At 68.6% G+C, this 18,037-nt stretch carries 12 protein-coding genes; 5 read left to right on the top strand and 7 right to left on the bottom strand.

What is annotated here, in order from left to right; genetic code table 11:
* The first annotated feature begins 122 nt into the window (after nucleotides 1–122).
* Together ACVOK1_RS08020 and ACVOK1_RS08015 are read left to right on the top strand one after the other, a co-directional pair.
* The gene (locus ACVOK1_RS08020) at nucleotides 123–3,467 is read left to right on the top strand and encodes a GH92 family glycosyl hydrolase (RefSeq protein WP_481561700.1); all 3,345 of its coding nucleotides are present in this window, start codon (nucleotides 123–125) and stop codon (nucleotides 3,465–3,467) included.
* 4 nt (nucleotides 3,468–3,471) lie between these two features.
* On the top strand, nucleotides 3,472–4,218 hold the full coding sequence (locus tag ACVOK1_RS08015) for a basic secretory protein-like protein (protein ID WP_481561699.1): 747 nt from the start codon (nucleotides 3,472–3,474) through the stop codon (nucleotides 4,216–4,218).
* A gap of 155 nt (nucleotides 4,219–4,373) precedes the next feature.
* On the opposite strand, the gene ACVOK1_RS08010 is transcribed toward ACVOK1_RS08015, so the two are convergent.
* Nucleotides 4,374–6,665, bottom strand: coding sequence for an NADP-dependent malic enzyme (locus tag ACVOK1_RS08010; RefSeq protein ID WP_108769951.1), 2,292 nt, complete (start codon nucleotides 6,663–6,665; stop codon nucleotides 4,374–4,376).
* 228 nt (nucleotides 6,666–6,893) lie between these two features.
* Entirely contained in the window at nucleotides 6,894–8,237 is a 1,344-nt protein-coding gene (locus ACVOK1_RS08005; protein ID WP_200751363.1) for a dicarboxylate/amino acid:cation symporter, read from the bottom strand.
* Nucleotides 8,238–8,568: 331 nt separating this feature from the next.
* Here ACVOK1_RS08005 and ACVOK1_RS08000 point away from each other — a divergent pair, with 331 nt between their 5' ends.
* The 3 genes from ACVOK1_RS08000 (at nucleotide 8,569) to ACVOK1_RS07990 (ending at nucleotide 13,378) form a co-directional block, all read left to right on the top strand.
* Nucleotides 8,569–9,735, top strand: a complete 1,167-nt coding sequence (locus ACVOK1_RS08000) for an OprO/OprP family phosphate-selective porin (protein ID WP_108769953.1) — start codon at nucleotides 8,569–8,571, stop codon at nucleotides 9,733–9,735.
* A 68-nt stretch (nucleotides 9,736–9,803) separates the two neighbouring features.
* A complete protein-coding gene (locus tag ACVOK1_RS07995; RefSeq protein WP_481561698.1) occupies nucleotides 9,804–12,452 on the top strand; it encodes a hybrid sensor histidine kinase/response regulator in 2,649 nt (882 codons plus the stop codon).
* 35 nt (nucleotides 12,453–12,487) lie between these two features.
* On the top strand, nucleotides 12,488–13,378 hold the full coding sequence (locus ACVOK1_RS07990; protein WP_481561697.1) for an ankyrin repeat domain-containing protein: 891 nt from the start codon (nucleotides 12,488–12,490) through the stop codon (nucleotides 13,376–13,378).
* A 37-nt stretch (nucleotides 13,379–13,415) separates the two neighbouring features.
* On the opposite strand, the gene ACVOK1_RS07985 is transcribed toward ACVOK1_RS07990, so the two are convergent.
* From ACVOK1_RS07985 to ACVOK1_RS07965, 5 genes are read right to left on the bottom strand one after another with little or no spacing between them, the layout of a single operon-like run.
* The gene (locus ACVOK1_RS07985) at nucleotides 13,416–13,868 is read right to left on the bottom strand and encodes a DUF695 domain-containing protein (protein ID WP_481561696.1); all 453 of its coding nucleotides are present in this window, start codon (nucleotides 13,866–13,868) and stop codon (nucleotides 13,416–13,418) included.
* 3 nt (nucleotides 13,869–13,871) lie between these two features.
* The gene (locus ACVOK1_RS07980; protein ID WP_481561695.1) at nucleotides 13,872–14,519 is read right to left on the bottom strand and encodes a response regulator; all 648 of its coding nucleotides are present in this window, start codon (nucleotides 14,517–14,519) and stop codon (nucleotides 13,872–13,874) included.
* Between the two features lie 29 nt (nucleotides 14,520–14,548).
* Nucleotides 14,549–15,604 (bottom strand): ABC transporter substrate-binding protein, encoded by a 1,056-nt coding sequence (locus ACVOK1_RS07975; protein ID WP_116864600.1) that lies wholly within the window; start codon nucleotides 15,602–15,604, stop codon nucleotides 14,549–14,551.
* Nucleotides 15,601–16,992, bottom strand: coding sequence for a sensor histidine kinase N-terminal domain-containing protein (locus ACVOK1_RS07970; protein WP_481561694.1), 1,392 nt, complete (start codon nucleotides 16,990–16,992; stop codon nucleotides 15,601–15,603). The genes ACVOK1_RS07975 and ACVOK1_RS07970 overlap by 4 nt, the downstream gene beginning before the upstream one ends.
* A complete protein-coding gene (locus ACVOK1_RS07965) occupies nucleotides 16,985–17,677 on the bottom strand; it encodes a response regulator (RefSeq protein WP_481561693.1) in 693 nt (230 codons plus the stop codon). Before ACVOK1_RS07965 ends, ACVOK1_RS07970 begins: the two co-directional genes overlap by 8 nt.
* Between the last annotated feature and the right edge of the window lie 360 nt (nucleotides 17,678–18,037).

Below are 18,037 nucleotides of genomic sequence, written 5' to 3'. Positions count from 1 at the left end.
GCCCGACCCCCACCGGACCGGCATCGCCCCCTCCACTGCCCCCTGGGCGGCGGGCGCGATGCTGTCCGTGGTGCGTGCCGATGCGGGTTCTGCCTGCCGCCTGCCCTACCGGGAGACCCTGCATGACCCTGTCCGATCCGCGCCGCGCCCTGCTTCCGCTTGCCCTCGCTCTGGCCTGCGCCACCCCCGCCCTGCCCGCACTGGCACAGGGCCTGCAGACCTCGTTCGAAGCGGGCGAACCGGCACCGGCCAAGGCCGGCGGCGCCCTGCAGGTGCAGATCGGCAACGGTCCGGCCGAGCCCTATGCGGCCAAGCGCAACGTCGGCTACAGCGGTTTGCACGCCCTGCACTACCAGGCCGGCGGTGGCAGCGCGCGGCGCGAACTGTTCGCTACCGATCTGGCCATCGACGCCGATACCACGCTGTCCTGGCTGGTGCTGCCGGAGATCGTCGGCAAGGACACGGTGGCCTCCACCTACGTATCGCTGGACCTGCGCCTGGACGACGGCAGTCGCGTGTCGGCCAGCAGCGTGCGCGACCAGCACGGCATCGCCCTCGGCGCACAGGCACAGGGCGATTCGAAGACGCTCTACCCGCAGCAGTGGGCACGCAAGGCCGTGCGTCTGGGCGATGTGCCGGCGCTGCGTGGCCGCCGCGTGGTCGCCATCGAGCTGGAGGTGGCCAGCGCCGAGGGCGCGCCGGTCTCCGGCTGGATCGACGACGTGCGCCTGGATGCGCAGCCGCGCAACGTGCCGCAGCGGGTTTCGGACTGGGTGCTGACCACCCGCGGCACCCAGGCCAACGGCACCTTCTCGCGCGGCAACAACTTCCCGGCCACCGCGGTGCCGCACGGCTTCAACTTCTGGACCCCGGTGACCGATGCCGGCGCGCTGAACTGGCTGTACCGCTGGAACGAGCAGAACGATGCGAAGAACCGTCCGCAGCTGCAGGCGCTGGCATTGAGCCACCAGCCCAGCCCGTGGATGGGCGACCGCCAGACCTTCCAGGTGATGCCGTCGGCCAGCCGTGGCGTGCCCGAAGCCGACCGTGGCAAGCGTGCGCTGTCCTTCGACCGCAGCCATGAAAGCGCACGCCCGTACCGCTACGACGTGCGCTTCGACAACGGCATCGCTGCCTCCATCGCGCCGACCGACCACGCCGCACTGTTCCACTTCGCCTTCCCCGAGGGCGGTGATGCCAACCTGCTGTTCGACAACGTCGATGCGCGTGGCGGCCTGAGCCTGGATGCGGCCACGCAGACCCTGAGCGGCTATACGGATACCCGCAGCGGCCTGTCCAACGGCGCCACACGCATGTTCGTGGTCGCCCGCTTCGACAAGCCGTGGCGCAGCAGCGGCCGCATCGACACCGGCCGCCCCACCGGCTACATCAAGTTCGACGCGGGCAGCGATCGCCAGGTGACCATGCGCATCGCCACCTCGCTGATCTCGGTCGAGCAGGCGCGGCACAACCTGGACCTGGAAATCGCCGCGGCCGATACGCTGGACAGCGTGGCCGGCCGCGCACAGGACGCCTGGGATGCACGCCTGGCCCGCTTCGACATCGGCAATGCCAGCGACGATGCGAAGACCACGCTGTATTCCAGCCTGTACCGCCTGTACCTGTACCCCAACTCCGGCCATGAAAACGCCGGCACCGCGGCCGCGCCTGACTGGCGCTACGCCAGCCAGGCCAGCGCCGAGGACAACAACACCGACGGCAGCGCCAGCCGCAGCTTCGCGCCAGTGCGCGATGGCCAGGTGTACGTCAACAACGGCTTCTGGGACACCTTCCGCACCACGTGGCCGGCCTATGCGCTGTTCACCCCGGACGATGCCGGCAAGCTGGTGCAGGGCTTCATCGAGCAGTACCGCGCGGGCGGCTGGATCGCACGCTGGTCCTCGCCGGGCTATGCGGACCTGATGGTCGGCACCAGCTCGGACGTGGCCTTCGCCGATGCGTGGCTGAAGGGCATCGGTGGCTTCGACCCGGCCGAGGCCTATGCCGCCGCGCTGAAGAACGCCACCGTGGTGCCGCCGGACCGCCATGTCGGCCGCAAGGGCATGGACCGTTCGACCTTCCGCGGCTACGCCAGCGCCGACGTGCATGAAGGCATGTCGTGGACGATGGAAGGCGCGTTGAACGACTTCGGTATCGCCAACATGGCCGAGGCCCTGGCCAAGCGCGCGACCAATGCCGCCGAACGCGAGCGCTACAGCACCGAGGCCGATTACTTCCGCTACCGCGCGGCCGGCTACTCGACCCTGTTCGACCCGGCCGCCGGCTTCTTCCAGGGCCGCAAGGAAGACGGCAGCTGGCGCCTGGATTCGAAGGACTACGACCCGCGCGTGTGGGGCTACGACTACACCGAATCCAACGGCTGGACGTTCGCCTTCACCGCCGCGCACGACGGCGAAGGCCTGGCGGCGCTGTACGGTGGCCGCGACAAGCTGGCCGCCAAGCTCGATACGTTCTTCTCGACCCCGGAAACCGCCGATCCGGCGCTGGCCGGTTCCTACGGCGGCACCATCCATGAAATGACCGAGGCGCGCGATGTGCGCATGGGCATGTACGCGCACAGCAACCAGCCGGCGCACCACATCCCGTGGATGTACCTGTACGCCGGGCAGCCGTGGAAGACCCAGCAGCACGTCCGCGAGATCCTGTCGCGGCTGTATGTCGGCAGCGAGATCGGCCAGGGCTACCCGGGCGATGAGGACAACGGCGAGACTTCGGCGTGGTATGTGCTCGCCTCGCTGGGCCTGTACCCGCTGCGCATGGGCGCGCCGGAGTACGTGATCGGCTCGCCGGCCTTCGAGCATGCACGGGTGGAACTGCAGGGCGGTGCGGTGCTGACCGTCAACGCGGCCAACAACTCGGCGCAGAACGTCTACGTACAGTCGCTGAAGATCAACGGCAAGCCGTGGACCAAGACCTGGGTGCCGCACGAGGTGATCGCCAAGGGCGCGACGCTGGACTTCGTGATGGGCCCGCAGCCGTCGCGCTGGGGCACCGGCGCGGACGATGTGCCGCGTTCGCTGACCGCGCCGGGCAAGCGCCCGCAGATGCTGCATGACCTGCTCGGCAACGGTGCCCGTGCGGCGCTGGCCGATGGCCGTGCCCTGCCCGCACTGCTGGACGACGATGCAACCACGGCCGTGCCGCTGGGCGCGGGCGCCACCATCGCGCTGACCGCGGTGGGCGATGGCGCACCGACGATGTACACGCTGACCAGCGGTGAAGGCGCGATCCGCGGGGCCGGATGGACACTGGAAGCACGCACGGCCGGCGGCCGCTGGACGACACTGGATGAGCGCCGTAGCGAAGATTTCACCTCGCCGCGGCAGACTCGTCCGTTCCGCATCGCCTCGCCCTCACGCTTTGCAGAGTACCGTCTGCGCGTGGCTGCGCCGGGGCGCCTGCAGCTGGCCGAGATCGAACTGTTGTCGCCCTCCACCGTAAACTGATCCCATGCGCCTTCGCCTGCTGACTATTGCCCTCGCTGCATTCACCCTGCCCGGCATCGCGCAGGGCCAGCCATCGCAGACCGATGCCTTCGATGGCCAGGTCACGCGCGAAGGCGTGACCCTCTCCTACCAGGACCCCACCGGCGCGCTGTCCGCGCCGGTGCGGAAGCGGATCATCGACACGTTCTACTTCGCCTACCTGCGCGAACGGGCGGATTTCCACCCGAAGGCGCCGGCCGAGGTGCGCATCGTGATCGACCCGGCCTACAACGGCGTCGCCTACGTGGGCGACAAGGACAAGGCGACCACGATCACCATCAACCCGGGCTGGCTGCTGCAGCACCCCGATGACATCGACCTGGTGACCCACGAGGCGATGCACATCGTGCAGGGCTACCCGAGCTACGGCGACAAGCGCGTGCCGGGCTGGCTGGTGGAAGGCATCGCCGATTACGCACGCGACCGCTATGGCATGGGCAATGCCGCGGCGGGCTGGGCGCTGCCGCAGAAGGTGGGCAAGGGCCAGACCGTGGAAAGCGGCTACCGGGTGACCGGTGCGTTCCTGAAGTGGGCCGAGGGCGAACACCCCGGCCTGGTACTGGCGCTGGACAAGGCCCTGCGCGCAGGCCAGTACACCCCGGCGCTGTGGCAGAAGCACGCCGGCAAGGCACTGCCGGCGCTGTGGGCCGAGTACGCCAAGCCGCGTTCGGATGCCCCGCCGCCGGCACCGGCACGACGCGGCAAGCGCTGAGTGGTAGCGCCGGGCCATGCCCGGCGGAATGCCTGATTCGCCGCGCTGCGCGCTCGCCGGGCATGGCCCGGCGCTACCCGATCCGGTTTCCGCTGTGCGGAAACAGAAACGCGCCCCGTGGGGCGCGTTTCTGCAGCTGTCGCGGGAACGAAGGCTTACGCCTTCTTTTCCGCTTCCAGCTGCTTGCGGATCTGCGCATCCACCGCGGCGATCGCGGTCATGTTCAGCACGCGGCGCGAGGTCGCGCTGGTGGTGAGGATGTGCACCGGCTTGTTCACGCCCATCAGGATCGGACCAATCGCCACGCCGTCGGTGAACACGCGCACCAAGTTGTAGGCGATGTTGGCCGCTTCCAGGTTCGGCAGCACGAACAGGTTGGCACGGCCCTGCAGGGTCGAGCCCGGCAGCAGCTTCTGGCGCAGAGCTTCGTCCCACGCGGTGTCGCCCTGCATTTCGCCGTCCACGTTCAGACGCGGGTTGCGCTTGAGCAGCATCTCGCGCACCTGGCGCATCTTCAGCGCATCCTTCGAATCGTGGCTGCCGAAGTTGGAGTGCGACAGCAGCGCCACCTTCGGCTCGATGCCGAACAGCTTCATGCGGTACGCAGCCTGCAGGGTCGCTTCGCACAGCTGCTCGGCGGTCGGGTCTTCCTGCACGTGGGTGTCCACGAAGAAGAACACGCCCTGCTGGTTGATCACGCCGGTCATGGCCGAGGTCGAGGTGACCTTCGATTCCAGCGGCAGCACGCTGCGCACGTAGCCCAGCTTCTTGTGGAAGCGGCCGACGATGCCGGTCAGCATCGCATCGGCTTCGCCACGGGCAACCATCACGGCGGCGATCAGGGTCGGGCGCGAACGCATCAGGTTCTTCGCCGCGGCCACGGTCACGCCGCGGCGGCCGGTCAGGCCGTGGTAGTACTGCCAGTATTCGTTGAAGCGCGGGTCGTCATTGATGTTGGTGACTTCAATGTTCTCGCCGACCTTCAGGCGCAGGCCGAGACGCTCGATGCGCGATTCGATGACGTCCGGGCGGCCGATCAGGATCGGGTGCGCCAGGCCTTCGTCGACCACGTTCTGCACCGCCTGCAGCACCACTTCTTCTTCGCCCTCGGCGTAGACCACGCGCTGCTTGTCGTTGCGCGCGCGGTCGTAGACCGGCTTCATCATCAGGCTGGTGCGGTAGACGAACTGGGCCAGCTTGTCGCGGTAGGCGCCCATGTCGGCGATCGGACGGGCGGCCACGCCCGAATCCATCGCGGCCTGGGCCACGGCGGCCGACAGCTCCACCAGCAGGCGGCGGTCGAACGGACGCGGGATCAGGTATTCACGGCCGAAGCTCGGGGTGTCACCGCCATAGGCCGAGCCCATGTCGGTGGCCGCACGGCGGGCCAGCGCGGCGATGGCGCGCACGCAGGCGATCTTCATTTCCTCGTTGATCGCGGTGGCGCCGACATCCAGCGCGCCGCGGAACAGGTACGGGAAGCACAGCACGTTGTTGACCTGGTTCGGGTAGTCCGAACGGCCGGTGCCGATGATCGCATCCGGACGGGCGGCGCGCGCCAGTTCCGGCATGATTTCCGGGGTCGGGTTGGCCAGGGCGAAGATCACCGGATCCGGCGCCATGGTCTTGACCATCTCGGCGGTCAGGATGCCCGGGGCCGACAGGCCCAGGAAGATGTCCGCGCCGTCGACGATCTCGGCCAGGGTGCGCTTGTCGGTGTCGCGCGCATAGCGCTGCTTTTCCGGGTCCAGGTCGGTACGACCGGTGTGGATGACACCCTCGCGGTCGAAGGCCAGGATGTTCTCCGGCTTCAGGCCCAGCTGCACCAGCATGTTCACGCAGGAAATGCCGGCCGCGCCCATGCCCGTGGTCGCCAGCTTCACTTCTTCGATCTTCTTGCCGGTGATGGCCATGGCGTTGATCACCGCGGCACCGACGATGATCGCCGTGCCGTGCTGGTCGTCATGGAACACCGGGATCTTCATGCGCTCGCGCAGCTTGCGCTCGACGATGAAGCATTCCGGAGCCTTGATGTCTTCCAGGTTGATGCCGCCGAAGGTCGGCTCCAGCGAGGCGATGATGTCGACCAGCTTGTCCGGGTCGGTCTCGTCCACTTCGATGTCGAACACATCGATGCCGGCGAACTTCTGGAACAGCACGCCCTTGCCTTCCATCACCGGCTTGCCGGCCAGTGCGCCGATGTTGCCCAGGCCCAGCACCGCGGTGCCGTTGGAGATGACCGCCACCAAGTTGCCGCGCGCGGTCAGCTCGCTGGCCTGCTGCGGGTCGGCCTTGATCGCTTCACAGGCGTACGCAACGCCCGGCGAATACGCCAGCGACAGGTCGCGCTGGGTCAGCATGGGCTTGGTTGCAGAGACCTTGATCTTGCCCGGCGGGGACATCCGGTGGTAATCGAGGGCGGCCTGTTTGAAATCTTCGTTGGACATCGACGTGGATTAATGAATGGGCAAGGGGGACAGGGGATGATACCCCCGTTGGAGGGCCTGGACCTGTCGCTATCCTGTCGCAATCATGCTGCGACCGCACAATTCCGTGCCGTATGCGACCAGTCCAGGGACCAGCTTCGGCGTTGCCCATGACAGCCATGGGTCGCCTTGAAACGTTGCGGGGCCGCGTCACTCACGTGACCGGCCCCGCGGTACCACACACCTGTGTCAGCCCTTGGCGGGCAGTGCCTCCGGCACGGCATCGACCGGCGGCGGCAGCTCGCTCTCGCGGCCGTCCAGTGCCAGCTTCAGGCGGTCACGGTCCAGCGCGCCTTCCCAGCGCGACACCACCACCGTGGCCACCGCATTGCCGATGAAGTTGGTCAGCGAGCGGCATTCGCTCATGAAGCGGTCCACGCCCAGGATCAGCGCCATGCCGGCCACCGGCACTTCCGGCACCACGGCCAGGGTGGCGGCCAGGGTGATGAAGCCGGCACCGGTGACGCCGGCCGCGCCCTTGGAGCTGAGCATGGCGACCAGCAGCAGGGCGATCTGGTGGCCCAGGGTCAGTTCGGTGTTGGTGGCCTGGGCGATGAACAGCGCGGCCAGGGTCATGTAGATGTTGGTGCCGTCCAGATTGAACGAGTAGCCGGTGGGGACCACCAGGCCGACCACCGACTTGCTGCAGCCGGCGCGTTCCATCTTCTCCATCAGCGACGGCAGTGCCGATTCCGAGGACGAGGTGCCCAGCACCAGCAGCAGCTCGGCCTTCAGGTAGCGGGCCAGCTTGAACACCGAGAACCCGCACAGGCGGCAGACCACGCCGAGGATGACGGCCACGAACAGGAAGGCGGTCAGGTAGAACGAACCCACCAGCCAGGCCAGGTTGATCAGCGAACCGACGCCGTACTTGCCGATGGTGAAGGCGATGGCACCGAAGGCACCGATCGGGGCGGCCTTCATCAGGATGTGCACCAGCTTGAACACCGGGGCCACCAGCGCTTCCAGGAAGTTCACGATCGGCTTGCCCTTCTCACCCACCGAAGCCAGCGCGATGCCGAACAGCACGGCCACGAACAGCACCTGCAGGATGTTGCCATCGACGAAGGCGCTGATCAGCGTCTTCGGGATGACGTCCATCAGGAAGCCGACCAGGGTCAGGTCATGCGACTTCTCGACGTAGCTGTGGACCGCGGTCTGGTCCAGCTCGGCCGGGTTGATGTTCATGCCCGCGCCCGGCTGCACGACGTGCGCCACGATCATGCCGACGATCAGGGCCAGGGTGGAGAAGAACAGGAAGTACGCCATCGCCTTGGCGAAGACGCGGCCCACCGTGCGCAGGTGGGTCATGCCGGAGATGCCGGTGACGATGGTCAGGAAGATGACCGGCGCGATGATCATCTTCACCAGGTTGATGAAGGCATCGCCCAGCGGCTTCATCTTCTCGCCGATCATCGGCTCGTAGTGGCCGAGGATGGCGCCCAGGACGATCGCCACGATCACCTGGAAATACAGCTGGCGGTAAAGCGGCAACGGCTTGCTGGGCAGCGCCGGGGTGGTCGGGATGTGCATGGCGGACTCCGGAAGGGGAGAGTTCTGACGCGAACGGCCCCTGCCTGCGCAGGGATCGTCTCCGTGGATCTGGTCGCAGGCCAGACACGGCGTGCGTGGTGGTGCGACCAATGGACGCCTTTGTACGCGCAGGGCACGCTGCCGCAGATAACCTATTGGTACTAGCCCCCCGGTTCAGGTGGCTCGGGTGCCTACACTGGCGCCGCACCGCCTGTCCCGGGGACGGCCACCGGCCCGACCTGAACGATCGGGCGCCCCCCTGCGAAAGTTCCGGCCAGCGCGGCCGTTGTTGTCCTGTCCACACGCATCCGAGAGAGAGAGCCGCACCACCATGCGCCCCATTCCGACCCTGCTGGCCCTGTCGCTGGCCGCCCTGCCCGCCTTCGCCTCCGCCGCCGATTTCGACAACTGGCCGACCAAGTACGCCTTCAGCGATGGCACCGAACTGGCCGCCACCGCCAACATCGCCTACGACTACAACGACTTTTCCTCGGCCAGCGGCATCGAGGATGCTGACGCGGTGCGCCGCAAGGAATTCGGCGCGACCCTGAAGAAGAAGGGCGTGTACGACGCGATGGTGTACTACGACTTCCAGTCCGATACCTGGCTGGACGTGTTCGTGCGCTTCGAGAGCAAGGCCTTCTTCGGCCGTGATGTCGGCCGCTTCCGCTTCGGCTACATGAAGACCCCGGTCGGCCTGGACGGCAACACCTCCTCGCGCGCCGGCAGCTTCACCGAAGTCGCCCTGCCCGTGCAGGCCTTCTACGCCGCCCGCCGCACCGGTGCCGAGTGGGTGCTGGAACGCCCGCAGTACCTGCTGCAGGCTGGTGCCTACGGTGGCAAGGACCTGCAGGGTGACAACCCGGGCACCATGCAGGCCGTGCGCGCGGTCTGGACCCCGGTGAAGGCACCGGGCGACGTGGTCCACCTGGGCCTGGCCTATTCGCAGGAAAACCCGCGCGGCTACCGCGACGGCCGCGACGTGCACCACGAAGCCAGCGCCCGCCTGCGTGCGCGCCCGGAAGCCGGCCTGACCGACATCCGCCTGGTCGATTCGGGCGCGCTGGTCACCGCCGACCAGATCCGCCGCACCGGCCTGGAAGGCATCTGGATCCGCGGTCCGTTCTCGCTGCAGGGTGAAGCCCTGCAGGCCACGGTGACCCGCAAGGGCCTGCCCGACTACACCGGCAGCGGCCAGTACGCCATGGCCAGCTGGGTGCTGACCGGCGAATCGCGCCCGTACAGCGCTGGCGCGGTGGCCAACATCAAGCCGGCCCACAGCTACGGCGCGGTCGAGCTGCTGGCACGCTACAGCCGCCTGGACCTGGACGATGGCAGCATCCTCGGCGGCCGCCAGCACGACCTGACCGTGGGCGCCAACTGGTACCTGACCAGCCACTTCAAGTTCCAGGCGAACTACGTGAAGGTCGATGCCAGCCGCCGTGGCGTGCACAGCACCCCGGAAATCTTCGAACTGCGCGCGCAGATGCACTTCTGATCCCTTCCACGGACCAGAAACCGGCGGGCGTGCATGCCACGCCCGCCGGCCCTGCGTAGACTGCGCCCATGTACTGGCTCAGCCGTCACCGGATGCTGTTGCTGACCATCGCGGTGATGGTCGGTGGCACCGTGCTGTGCGCGATCGCCGCCGGCCACTTCGCCTGGCGCCGCGCGCTGGCCGCCGAAAGCAACCAGGTGCAGCGCCAGCTGCAGCTGTACGGCCAGGGCCTGCAGCAGCGCATTGACCGCTTCGGCACCCTGCCGCAGGTGATGGCGCTGGACCCGGACCTGCTGCAGGCGCTGCGCGCGCCGCTGACACCCGCCGCAACGCAGCGCCTGAACCTCAAGCTGCAGCGCGCCAACCAGGTCACCCGCACCTCGACCCTGACCTTGGTCGGCCGCAATGGCGTGGCCGTGGCGGCCAGCAACTTCGACCAGCCCTCGACCAATGTCGGCGAGGACTACGCCTACCGCCCCTACTACCAACAGGCGCTGGCGCACGGCCGTGGTCGTTTCTACGGCATCGGCATGACCACCGGCGTGCCGGGCTACTTCATGTCTGAGGCGATCGTCGATGGCGACGGCCAGCGCATCGGCGTGATCGTCATCAAGATCGAGCTGTCCGCACTGGAACAGGAATGGCTGGGCAGCCCCGACGTGGTGCTGGCCAGCGACAACCATGACGTGGTGTTCCTGGCCAACCGCGATGAGTGGCGTTACCGCCTGCTGCGCCCGCTGGGCGCCGACGAGCGCCGCGAGATGCTCGACGCCCGCCAGTACGCCGACCGGTCGCTGCAGCCGCTGCGCGTGCGCACCGAGGACGTACTGGCCGATGGCGGGCGCATGGTGCGCTTGCTCGACCCGGCGCTGCCGCAGGCGATGCTGTGGCAGACCCTGCCCCTGCCCGACGAGGACTGGAGCCTGCACCTGCTGCACGATGCCGGCGGTGCTTCAAGCGCGGGCCGCGCCGCGGCCATGGCCGGTGCCGCCGTGTGGCTGGCACTGGGCTTCCTGGTGCTGTTCGTGCAGCAGCGCCGACGCCTGTCGCGGCACCGCCAGCGCAGCCGCAGCGAGCTGGAAACCCTGCTCAAGCAGCACGCGCAGGAACTGCGCACCGCCCAGGACGGCCTGCTGCAGGCTGCCACCGATGCCGACAGCGGGCTCAGCCGCAGCCTCGAGCACCTGCCGCAGGGCGTGGTCATCATCGACCGCGAACTGCGCCTGGTGGCGTGGAACTCGCGCTACATCGAACTGTTCCGCTTCCCGCAGGGGCTGGTGCGGGTGGGCCGGCCGATCGAGGAGCTGTTCCGCTTCAACGCCCGTCGCGGCCTGCTCGGTCCCGGGCCGATCGACGATGCCATCGAGCGCCGCTTGAACCACCTGCGCAGCGGCCGCCCGCACATGCGCGAAAGCGAGAAGGACGACGGCACGGTGCTGGAGATCCGCGGCAATCCCCTGCCCGACGGCGGCTTCGTCACCAGCTATGCGGACATCACCAGCTACAAGAACGCCGCGCGCGAACTGCGCTCGCTGGCCGATGCGCTGGAACACCGCGTGGCCGAGCGCACCCATGACCTGGACGAAGCGCGCCGCGAGGCCGTGCAGGCCAACCGCTACAAGACCCGCTTCGTCGCCTCGGCGGTGCACGACCTGCTGCAGCCGCTGAATGCCGCGCGCATGTTCGTTTCGGTGCTGCGCGCGCGGCTGAGTGGTGAAGCGCGCGAACTGAGCGAGCACGTCGATGCCGCGCTGGCCGCACAGGACGCGATCCTCAACAGCCTGCTGGACATCTCGCGGCTCGAATCGGGCTCCCTGCAGACCCGCGTGCGCGCCTTCGCGCTGTCGCCGCTGCTGGAAACCCTGGCCCGCGAGTTCGGCATCGCCGCGCAGAGCCGTGGCCTGCAGCTGGACTGGGTCGACACCCGCGCGGTGGTGATCAGCGATGAAGCCCTGCTGCGCCGCATCCTGCAGAACTTCCTGTCCAATGCGCTGCGCTACACCCCGCGCGGACGCGTGCTGATCGGCTGCCGGCGCGTGGGCGACCAGCTGCGCATCGAAGTGCACGACCAGGGCCCGGGCATTCCGGAAAGCCTGCAGGGCGAGATCTTCGAGGAATTCCGCCGCTTGAACGATGGCGTCGAACAGGAACGCGGCGCCGGCCTGGGCCTGGCCATCGTCGAGCGCATCGGCCGCCTGCTCGGCCACCGCATCAGCCTGCGTTCCACCCTGGGCAAGGGCAGCGTGTTCGCGGTGAGCGTGGCGCTGGGGCATGCCGACGATGTGGCCGCGCCGGCACCGCCGCCCGTACTGGCCGCCGAACCGTCCGACGACAGCCCGCTGCGCCAGTGCCGGGTGTGGAGCATCGATGACGACCCGCGCGTGTGCGCGGCCACCCGTGCCTTGCTGGAGCGCTGGGGCTGCAACGTGGAACTGGCCGATGGCCCGCAAGGCGCGCTGGAGATCGCCAGCGCACTGAACGTGCCGCAGTTGCTGCTGCTGGACGTGCGCATGGGGCAATGGCACGGGCCGGATCTGTACGAGGCGCTGTGCACGCTGTGGCAGGCGCGGCCGCCGGTGATCCTGGTGACCGCCGAGCGCGATGACGCGCTGAAGGCGCATGCGGCCGAACAGGGCTGGGGCTTCCTGCCCAAGCCAGTGCGACCGCCGGCGCTGCGCGCGTTGATGACGCAGATGCTGTTACGGCATCGCGGGTAGAGGAAGCGCAGGTCGCTCGTTGTAGAGCCGAGCCCATGCTCGGCTGCATTGCCTACAATCGCCCCCTACCCGTGCAAGGATCGCTGAGCATGCAGAAGTCCCCGAAGGTGAAAATTTCCGCGGATATCTTTGAAGCAGCTTGGAACGCCAACGCAGCCGCCACCGCAGCCTTCCTCGCAGCCGGCGCGGACGTACACGCGGTGGATGCCTTCGGATTCACCGCGCTGGAAAGGGCCGCATCCAGCCAGGACTGTGCTCCGATGGAAGACACCCTGGCCACCCTGCGCCTGCTGATCGATGCCGGCAGCCCGCTGGAGCACATCGGCGCAGGTGGGCGCACCGCGCTGTATCTGGCGGCAGAGTTTTCGCCGGACGGGCCCGAGGCGGTGCAGCTGCTGATCGATGCCGGTGCACAGCCCGATGTGTGCGACGCGCATGGCAACCACATCGTGGAAAACGCCTGGTCACCGCAGGTGAAGGCCTTGCTTTCCGCACTGACCGGCCACGCCGTCCCCGCGGTCGTGGTGCGCAAGCCGGACCGGAAGATGTCCGCTTCTGCGTGGAAACTGGCGCGGGCCAGGATCGATGCTGCATTTGCAGCCCTGGAAGCCGCAGACATCGTCGCCACTGCTGGGTGCGGCGATACACCGGGCGACGCTGCCGATGACACCAATGAACTTTTCTGGCAGCGCGGCGGCACGGATGCCGGCCTCAAAGGATTCTGCTTCTATTCCGGCGATGACATGAAGCGCGCCAAGCGCACCAGCGATCTATACATTGGCTTCTGGGGCCCACCCGACAGCGCTGCCATGGAGCGGATCGGCCAGGCCATCGTCGACGCCTTCGCCAGCGTGGGCCTGCCCACCGAATGGGATGGCACCGAGCGCATGCGGCCCTGCATCGATCTGCGTTCCGTCAGCGCCTGACAGGAATCAGCCGAGCATGGGCTCGGCTCTACACGGATCAGTTGACCCGCGGATCCTGCAGCGGCAGGTCGAGTTCGGGCTGGGCCAGAGCCCAGTCGCGGTCGTATTCCATCTGGAACTCCCATTCCCGCAGCTGTGCGGGTGCAGCGAGCAGCTGCTGCAGGCGATCATTCGCCTGTTCGGGATCGTGTACCCGATACAGCAGAACGCGCTCGCCACGGGCGGTGATGCGGGCAAGGAAAACGGCATTGCCGGCCGCTCCAATGCTTGATTCGAGCTGCCCTTCCAGACGCGTGACCACCTCCAGCTCTTCCGGGGCGGGCATGCCGTTGTCACCCAACCCTCTGCAGGCGATGCCGATCCGCAGGTGCCAGGGGAATGCATCCCGGCCTGCAAAGCTCCCCAGCACCGTATTGACCACCACCACAGCCGGATCCTCGCCGAGGGTCGTGTCGACAAGTGCGTAGAACGGTGCCGGAATCGCCCGCATCGGTCAGATCCCGCCGGCGTCGCCTTCCGGCTCCAGCGCCTTCACCAGCACCGCCGCCTGGGTGCGGCTGTGGCACTCCAGCTTCTTCAGGATGGCGGTCACGTGCACCTTCACCGTGTTCTCGGCCAGGCCCAGTTCGTAGGCGATCTGCTTGTTGAGCAGGCCATCGGCCAGGCACAGCAGCACGCGGAACTGCTGCGGGGTGAGCTGGGCCAGGCGTGTGGCCAGCAGCGCATCGGACTCACTGCGCTCCGGTGCCATCGCCGGGAACCACAGGCTGCCGTCGAGCACGGCCTGCACCGCTTGGCCGATGGTCTCGGCCGGGGCGGACTTGGGGATGAAACCGGCGGCGCCGAACTGCTGGGCGCGGCGGATCACCCGCGGGTGGTCGTTGGAGGAAAGGATCACCACCGGGATATCCGGATGCGAGCCGCGCACGTGCAGCAGCGCGGAAAAACCGTGCGCACCGGGCATGGTCAGGTCCAGCAGCACCAGGTCCACCTCGGGCTGGGCATCGAGGGCTTCGGCCAGGGCATCGGCGCTGGCCACCTCGCGCACCTGTGCCAGCGGCAGGCTCTGCCGCAGCGACTGCACCACCGCCGAACGCAGCAGCGGGTGGTCATCGGCGATCAGGATGGTGTATTCGCTCATGGGGCCATTGTACGTGCAGGCCGGCGCGGTCAGCGCCCCGCCGGCTCCACGCTGCTGCGCCAGGCATCGAGGAACTGGCGGCGCTTCAGAGCATCCAGGTACACCAGCAGGCCCGGGCCGAGCTGGATCGGGCGGCGGCTGCGTCCCGGCGCATCGTCGCTGCGCGCGTTGCCGGTGACGATCGGCATCAGCCGTGCCTCGCGCGAGAGCACCTGCTGGCCACGCGGCGACAGCAGGTAATCGAGGAAGCGGCGCGCCTCTTCCGGGTGCGGCCCGGTACGCGGGATCACTGCCGTGCGCAGCACCACCAGGGTGTAGTCCTCCGGCTCGATGATGGCCAGCGGCGCGCCGCCATCGATGCGTGCCTGTGCATACGAACCCAGCACGTTGTAGACCAGCGACAGTTCACCGCTGGCGACCTTGTCCAGCAGTACGCCGGTGCGCTCCTCGCGCAGCACCGCGTTGTCGCCCAGCGCGCCCAGCAGCGCACCGGCGATGCTGCCGCGCTGCGCGTCCTGGGTGGCCAGCAGGTAGCCCACGCTGCTGCGCTCGATATCGTAGGTGCCGACCCTGCCGCGCAGCGGCGTACCCTCGGCGCGCAGCAGATCCAGCAGCTGGCGACGCGTATGCGGTGCCTTGGCGGCCGGCAGGCGGCGGGTGTTGTAGACCATCACCACCGGCTCGTAGCTGATGCCGAACGCCTCGCTGCGCCACTGCGCCCAGGCCGGCAGCGCGGCGGTCTGCGCCGAGCGGTGCGGCAGCGCGTGGCCGTCGTTCACCAGCTTGGTCTGCAGGTCCATGCCGCTGGAAATCAGCAGGTCCGGCGAATCCGGCCCGGCCCGATCGTGCAGGTACCGCGCGTACAGGTCCTGGGTGATGATGTCCTCGTACACCACTTCGGTGCCGGGGTGCAGGCGCTGGTAATCGGCGATGACCACCGCGAACACCTCGATGTCGGTGCTGCCGTGGATGCGCAGCTGCGCGGTGGCCGGGCCCTGCGCGGCAAAGCGGCGCACGTCGCCGGGCGCGGCCAGCACCGGCAGCGCCAGCAGCAGGGCGAAGGCGGTGGCGAACAGGCGGATCATGAACTGCTCCGGGACAGGCGGATGGTGGCGACCAGACCGCCCTGCGGGCGGTTGCTCAGGTCGATGTGGCCGCCGTGGCTGTCGACCACGCGCTTGACGATGGCCAGGCCCAGACCGGCGCCACCGGCGGGTGCGCCCTCGCCACGGGCGAAGCGCTCGAACACGCGCCCGGCATCGGCCGCGGCAATGCCGGCGCCGTGGTCGGCAATGGTCAGCACCGCCTGCCCGCCTTCCACGGTCAGCGCGATCTGCAGCGGGCCGTCACCGCCGTACTTCAGCGCGTTGTCGACCAGGTTCTTGATCGCTTCGCGCAGCAGCAGCGCATCGCCATGCACCTGCACCGGCTCGGCGGTCATCGCCAGCTGCACGCGCGGTGCAGGACCGGCCTGCGGCAGTGCTTCGTGCAGGGCCTGGTGCACGGTCTCGGCCAGGTCCACGGCCGCAAACCGCTGCAGGTTCGAGCGGTGGATCACGCTGGCATCGCTGAGCAGCTGGTTGAGCAGGCGGCTCATGTGGGTGGCATTGCGCTCGATGGCCTGCAGGCTGCGCCGCATGTCGTCCGGGTCGTCGTCGTCCAGTGCCAGCTGCGCCTGTGCGCGTAGTGCGGCCAGCGGCGTGCGCATCTGGTGCGCGGCCTCGGCCATGAACGCACGCAGCGTCTCGTTGCTGCTGGACAGGCGTTCCATGAAGCGGTTCAGCGCCGCGACCATCTGGTCCATCTCGCGCGGCACGCGCGCATCCAGCGGTTTCAGGTCGGACGGCTCGCGCCGCGACAGCTCGCGCTCCACCCGCACCAGCGGCCGGAAGGCACGGTGCACGCCGAAGGCCACCAGCGCGAGCAGCAGCAGCGACAGCACGCCGATGGCCAGCAGCGCGCGATTGACCATGTCCTGCGCCAGCGCTTCGCGTGCGCGGCGGGTCTGCCCCACCTGCACCTGCACTTCGCCCTGCGCGGACGCGGCGGCGAAGCTGCGGCTGACCACCACGAAGCGCACGGTCTCGCCACTGTAGGACGCATCGAACAGCTGCGGCTGCGTGCCCGGCCGACGCGGTGGCGCGGGCAGGTCGCCATAACCGGTGATGAGGTTGCCGCGGCTGTCGGCCACCCGATAGAACACGCGGTCCTCCGCCGCCATCGCCAGCAGATCCAGCGCGGCGTACGGCAGGTCCACCTGCCACTGGCCATCGACCAGCGCCACCGAATCGGCGATGGACAAGGCCGAGGACACCAGCAGGTGGTCGTAGGAACGGTTGGCGGCGCGCTGGCCGTAGTCGCGCGCGGCAAACAGCAGGGCCACTGCGAACACCGCCAGCAGCGTGCCCAGGTACAGCAGCAGGGTGCGCCGCAGCGAGCCCGGCGCGGCGACCGCAGTACGCACCTCAGCCATCGCCATCGCTGCTGGCGTCGCCGGCTTCTTCCAGCAGGTAGCCGACACCCCGCACGGTGGTGATGCGCAGCGGCGCACCGGCCAGCTTCTTTCTCAGGCGACCGATGTACAGCTCGATGGCGTTCGGCCCGGCTTCGTCGTCGAAGCCGAACAGGCCGTTGCCGATCTCGTCCTTGCCAACCACCTGGCCGAGGCGGCCGACCAGGATTTCCAGCAGCCGGTATTCGCGGTTGGGCAGTTCGATCGGCTCACCGTCCACGCTGACGCGGTGCGCGGCGTTGTCGAACTGGAAGCCACCGACCTGCACCACTTCGCTGGCCTGGCCACGTGCACGCCGCAGCAGCACGCGGCAACGCGCCTCGAATTCGCGGAAGTCGAAGGGCTTGCCGAGGTAATCGTCGGCGCCGACGTCCAGTGCCTGCACGCGGTCTTCGATGCCATCGCGCGCGGTCAGCATCAGCACCGGCGTGCTGTCGCCGCGCTCGCGCATGCCGGCCAGCACGCGCAGGCCATCCAGCTTGGGCAGGCCGATATCCAGCACCACCAGGTCGAAGCTCTGGTACCGCAGCACGCTGGCGGCGGCCAGGCCGTCGGCCTGCCAGTCCACCGCGTGGCCGCTGCGGCGCATGCGGCGGATGATGGCATCGGCCAGATCCGGATTGTCTTCGACCAGCAGCAGGCGCATCGGCGGGCAACGGAGGGACGCAGGGGGAAGCGAATGCTACCGCGTGCGGCGCGGCGGCGTGTGGCGGGCCTTCCGCCGGGCATGGCCCGGCGCTCCCGGGGATCACGGTGCCGATGCCTTCCGCCGGGCACGGCCCGGCGCTACCGGGATCGCGGTGCGGACGCATCCCGGGGCACCGTAGCGGTGGTAGCGCCGGGCCATGCCCCGCGAGCGCAGCGGCCCGTTTTACGCTGCACCGCACAAACCGCTGACAGGACGATGACAGCTACCGCAACCCAGACTGCGGCCGCGCACCATCCGGTGCCCACGATTGCCGCGCGCCCGGCGCGCACCTGGGAGGGTTTGTGGAACTGAAGTTTG

Source organism: Stenotrophomonas sp. STEN087 (assembly GCF_056759115.1).
This window is presented reverse-complemented; position numbering and strand designations above follow the sequence as displayed.

Excerpts from the sequence above, each read along its gene's own strand:
- ACVOK1_RS07965 (WP_481561693.1), bottom strand. The coding sequence starts at position 17,677 with ATGCGCCTGCTGCTGGTCGAAGACAATCCGGATCTGGCCGATGCCATC.
- ACVOK1_RS07975 (WP_116864600.1), bottom strand. The coding sequence starts at position 15,604 with ATGATCCGCCTGTTCGCCACCGCCTTCGCCCTGCTGCTGGCGCTGCCG.
- ACVOK1_RS08005 (WP_200751363.1), bottom strand. The coding sequence starts at position 8,237 with ATGCACATCCCGACCACCCCGGCGCTGCCCAGCAAGCCGTTGCCGCTT.
- ACVOK1_RS08000 (WP_108769953.1), top strand. The coding sequence starts at position 8,569 with ATGCGCCCCATTCCGACCCTGCTGGCCCTGTCGCTGGCCGCCCTGCCC.
- ACVOK1_RS08010 (WP_108769951.1), bottom strand. The coding sequence starts at position 6,665 with ATGTCCAACGAAGATTTCAAACAGGCCGCCCTCGATTACCACCGGATG.
- ACVOK1_RS07995 (WP_481561698.1), top strand. The coding sequence starts at position 9,804 with ATGTACTGGCTCAGCCGTCACCGGATGCTGTTGCTGACCATCGCGGTG.
- ACVOK1_RS08015 (WP_481561699.1), top strand. The coding sequence starts at position 3,472 with ATGCGCCTTCGCCTGCTGACTATTGCCCTCGCTGCATTCACCCTGCCC.
- ACVOK1_RS07970 (WP_481561694.1), bottom strand. The coding sequence starts at position 16,992 with ATGGCTGAGGTGCGTACTGCGGTCGCCGCGCCGGGCTCGCTGCGGCGC.
- ACVOK1_RS07990 (WP_481561697.1), top strand. The coding sequence starts at position 12,488 with ATGCTCGGCTGCATTGCCTACAATCGCCCCCTACCCGTGCAAGGATCG.
- ACVOK1_RS07985 (WP_481561696.1), bottom strand. The coding sequence starts at position 13,868 with ATGCGGGCGATTCCGGCACCGTTCTACGCACTTGTCGACACGACCCTC.
- ACVOK1_RS07980 (WP_481561695.1), bottom strand. The coding sequence starts at position 14,519 with ATGAGCGAATACACCATCCTGATCGCCGATGACCACCCGCTGCTGCGT.
- ACVOK1_RS08020 (WP_481561700.1), top strand. The coding sequence starts at position 123 with ATGACCCTGTCCGATCCGCGCCGCGCCCTGCTTCCGCTTGCCCTCGCT.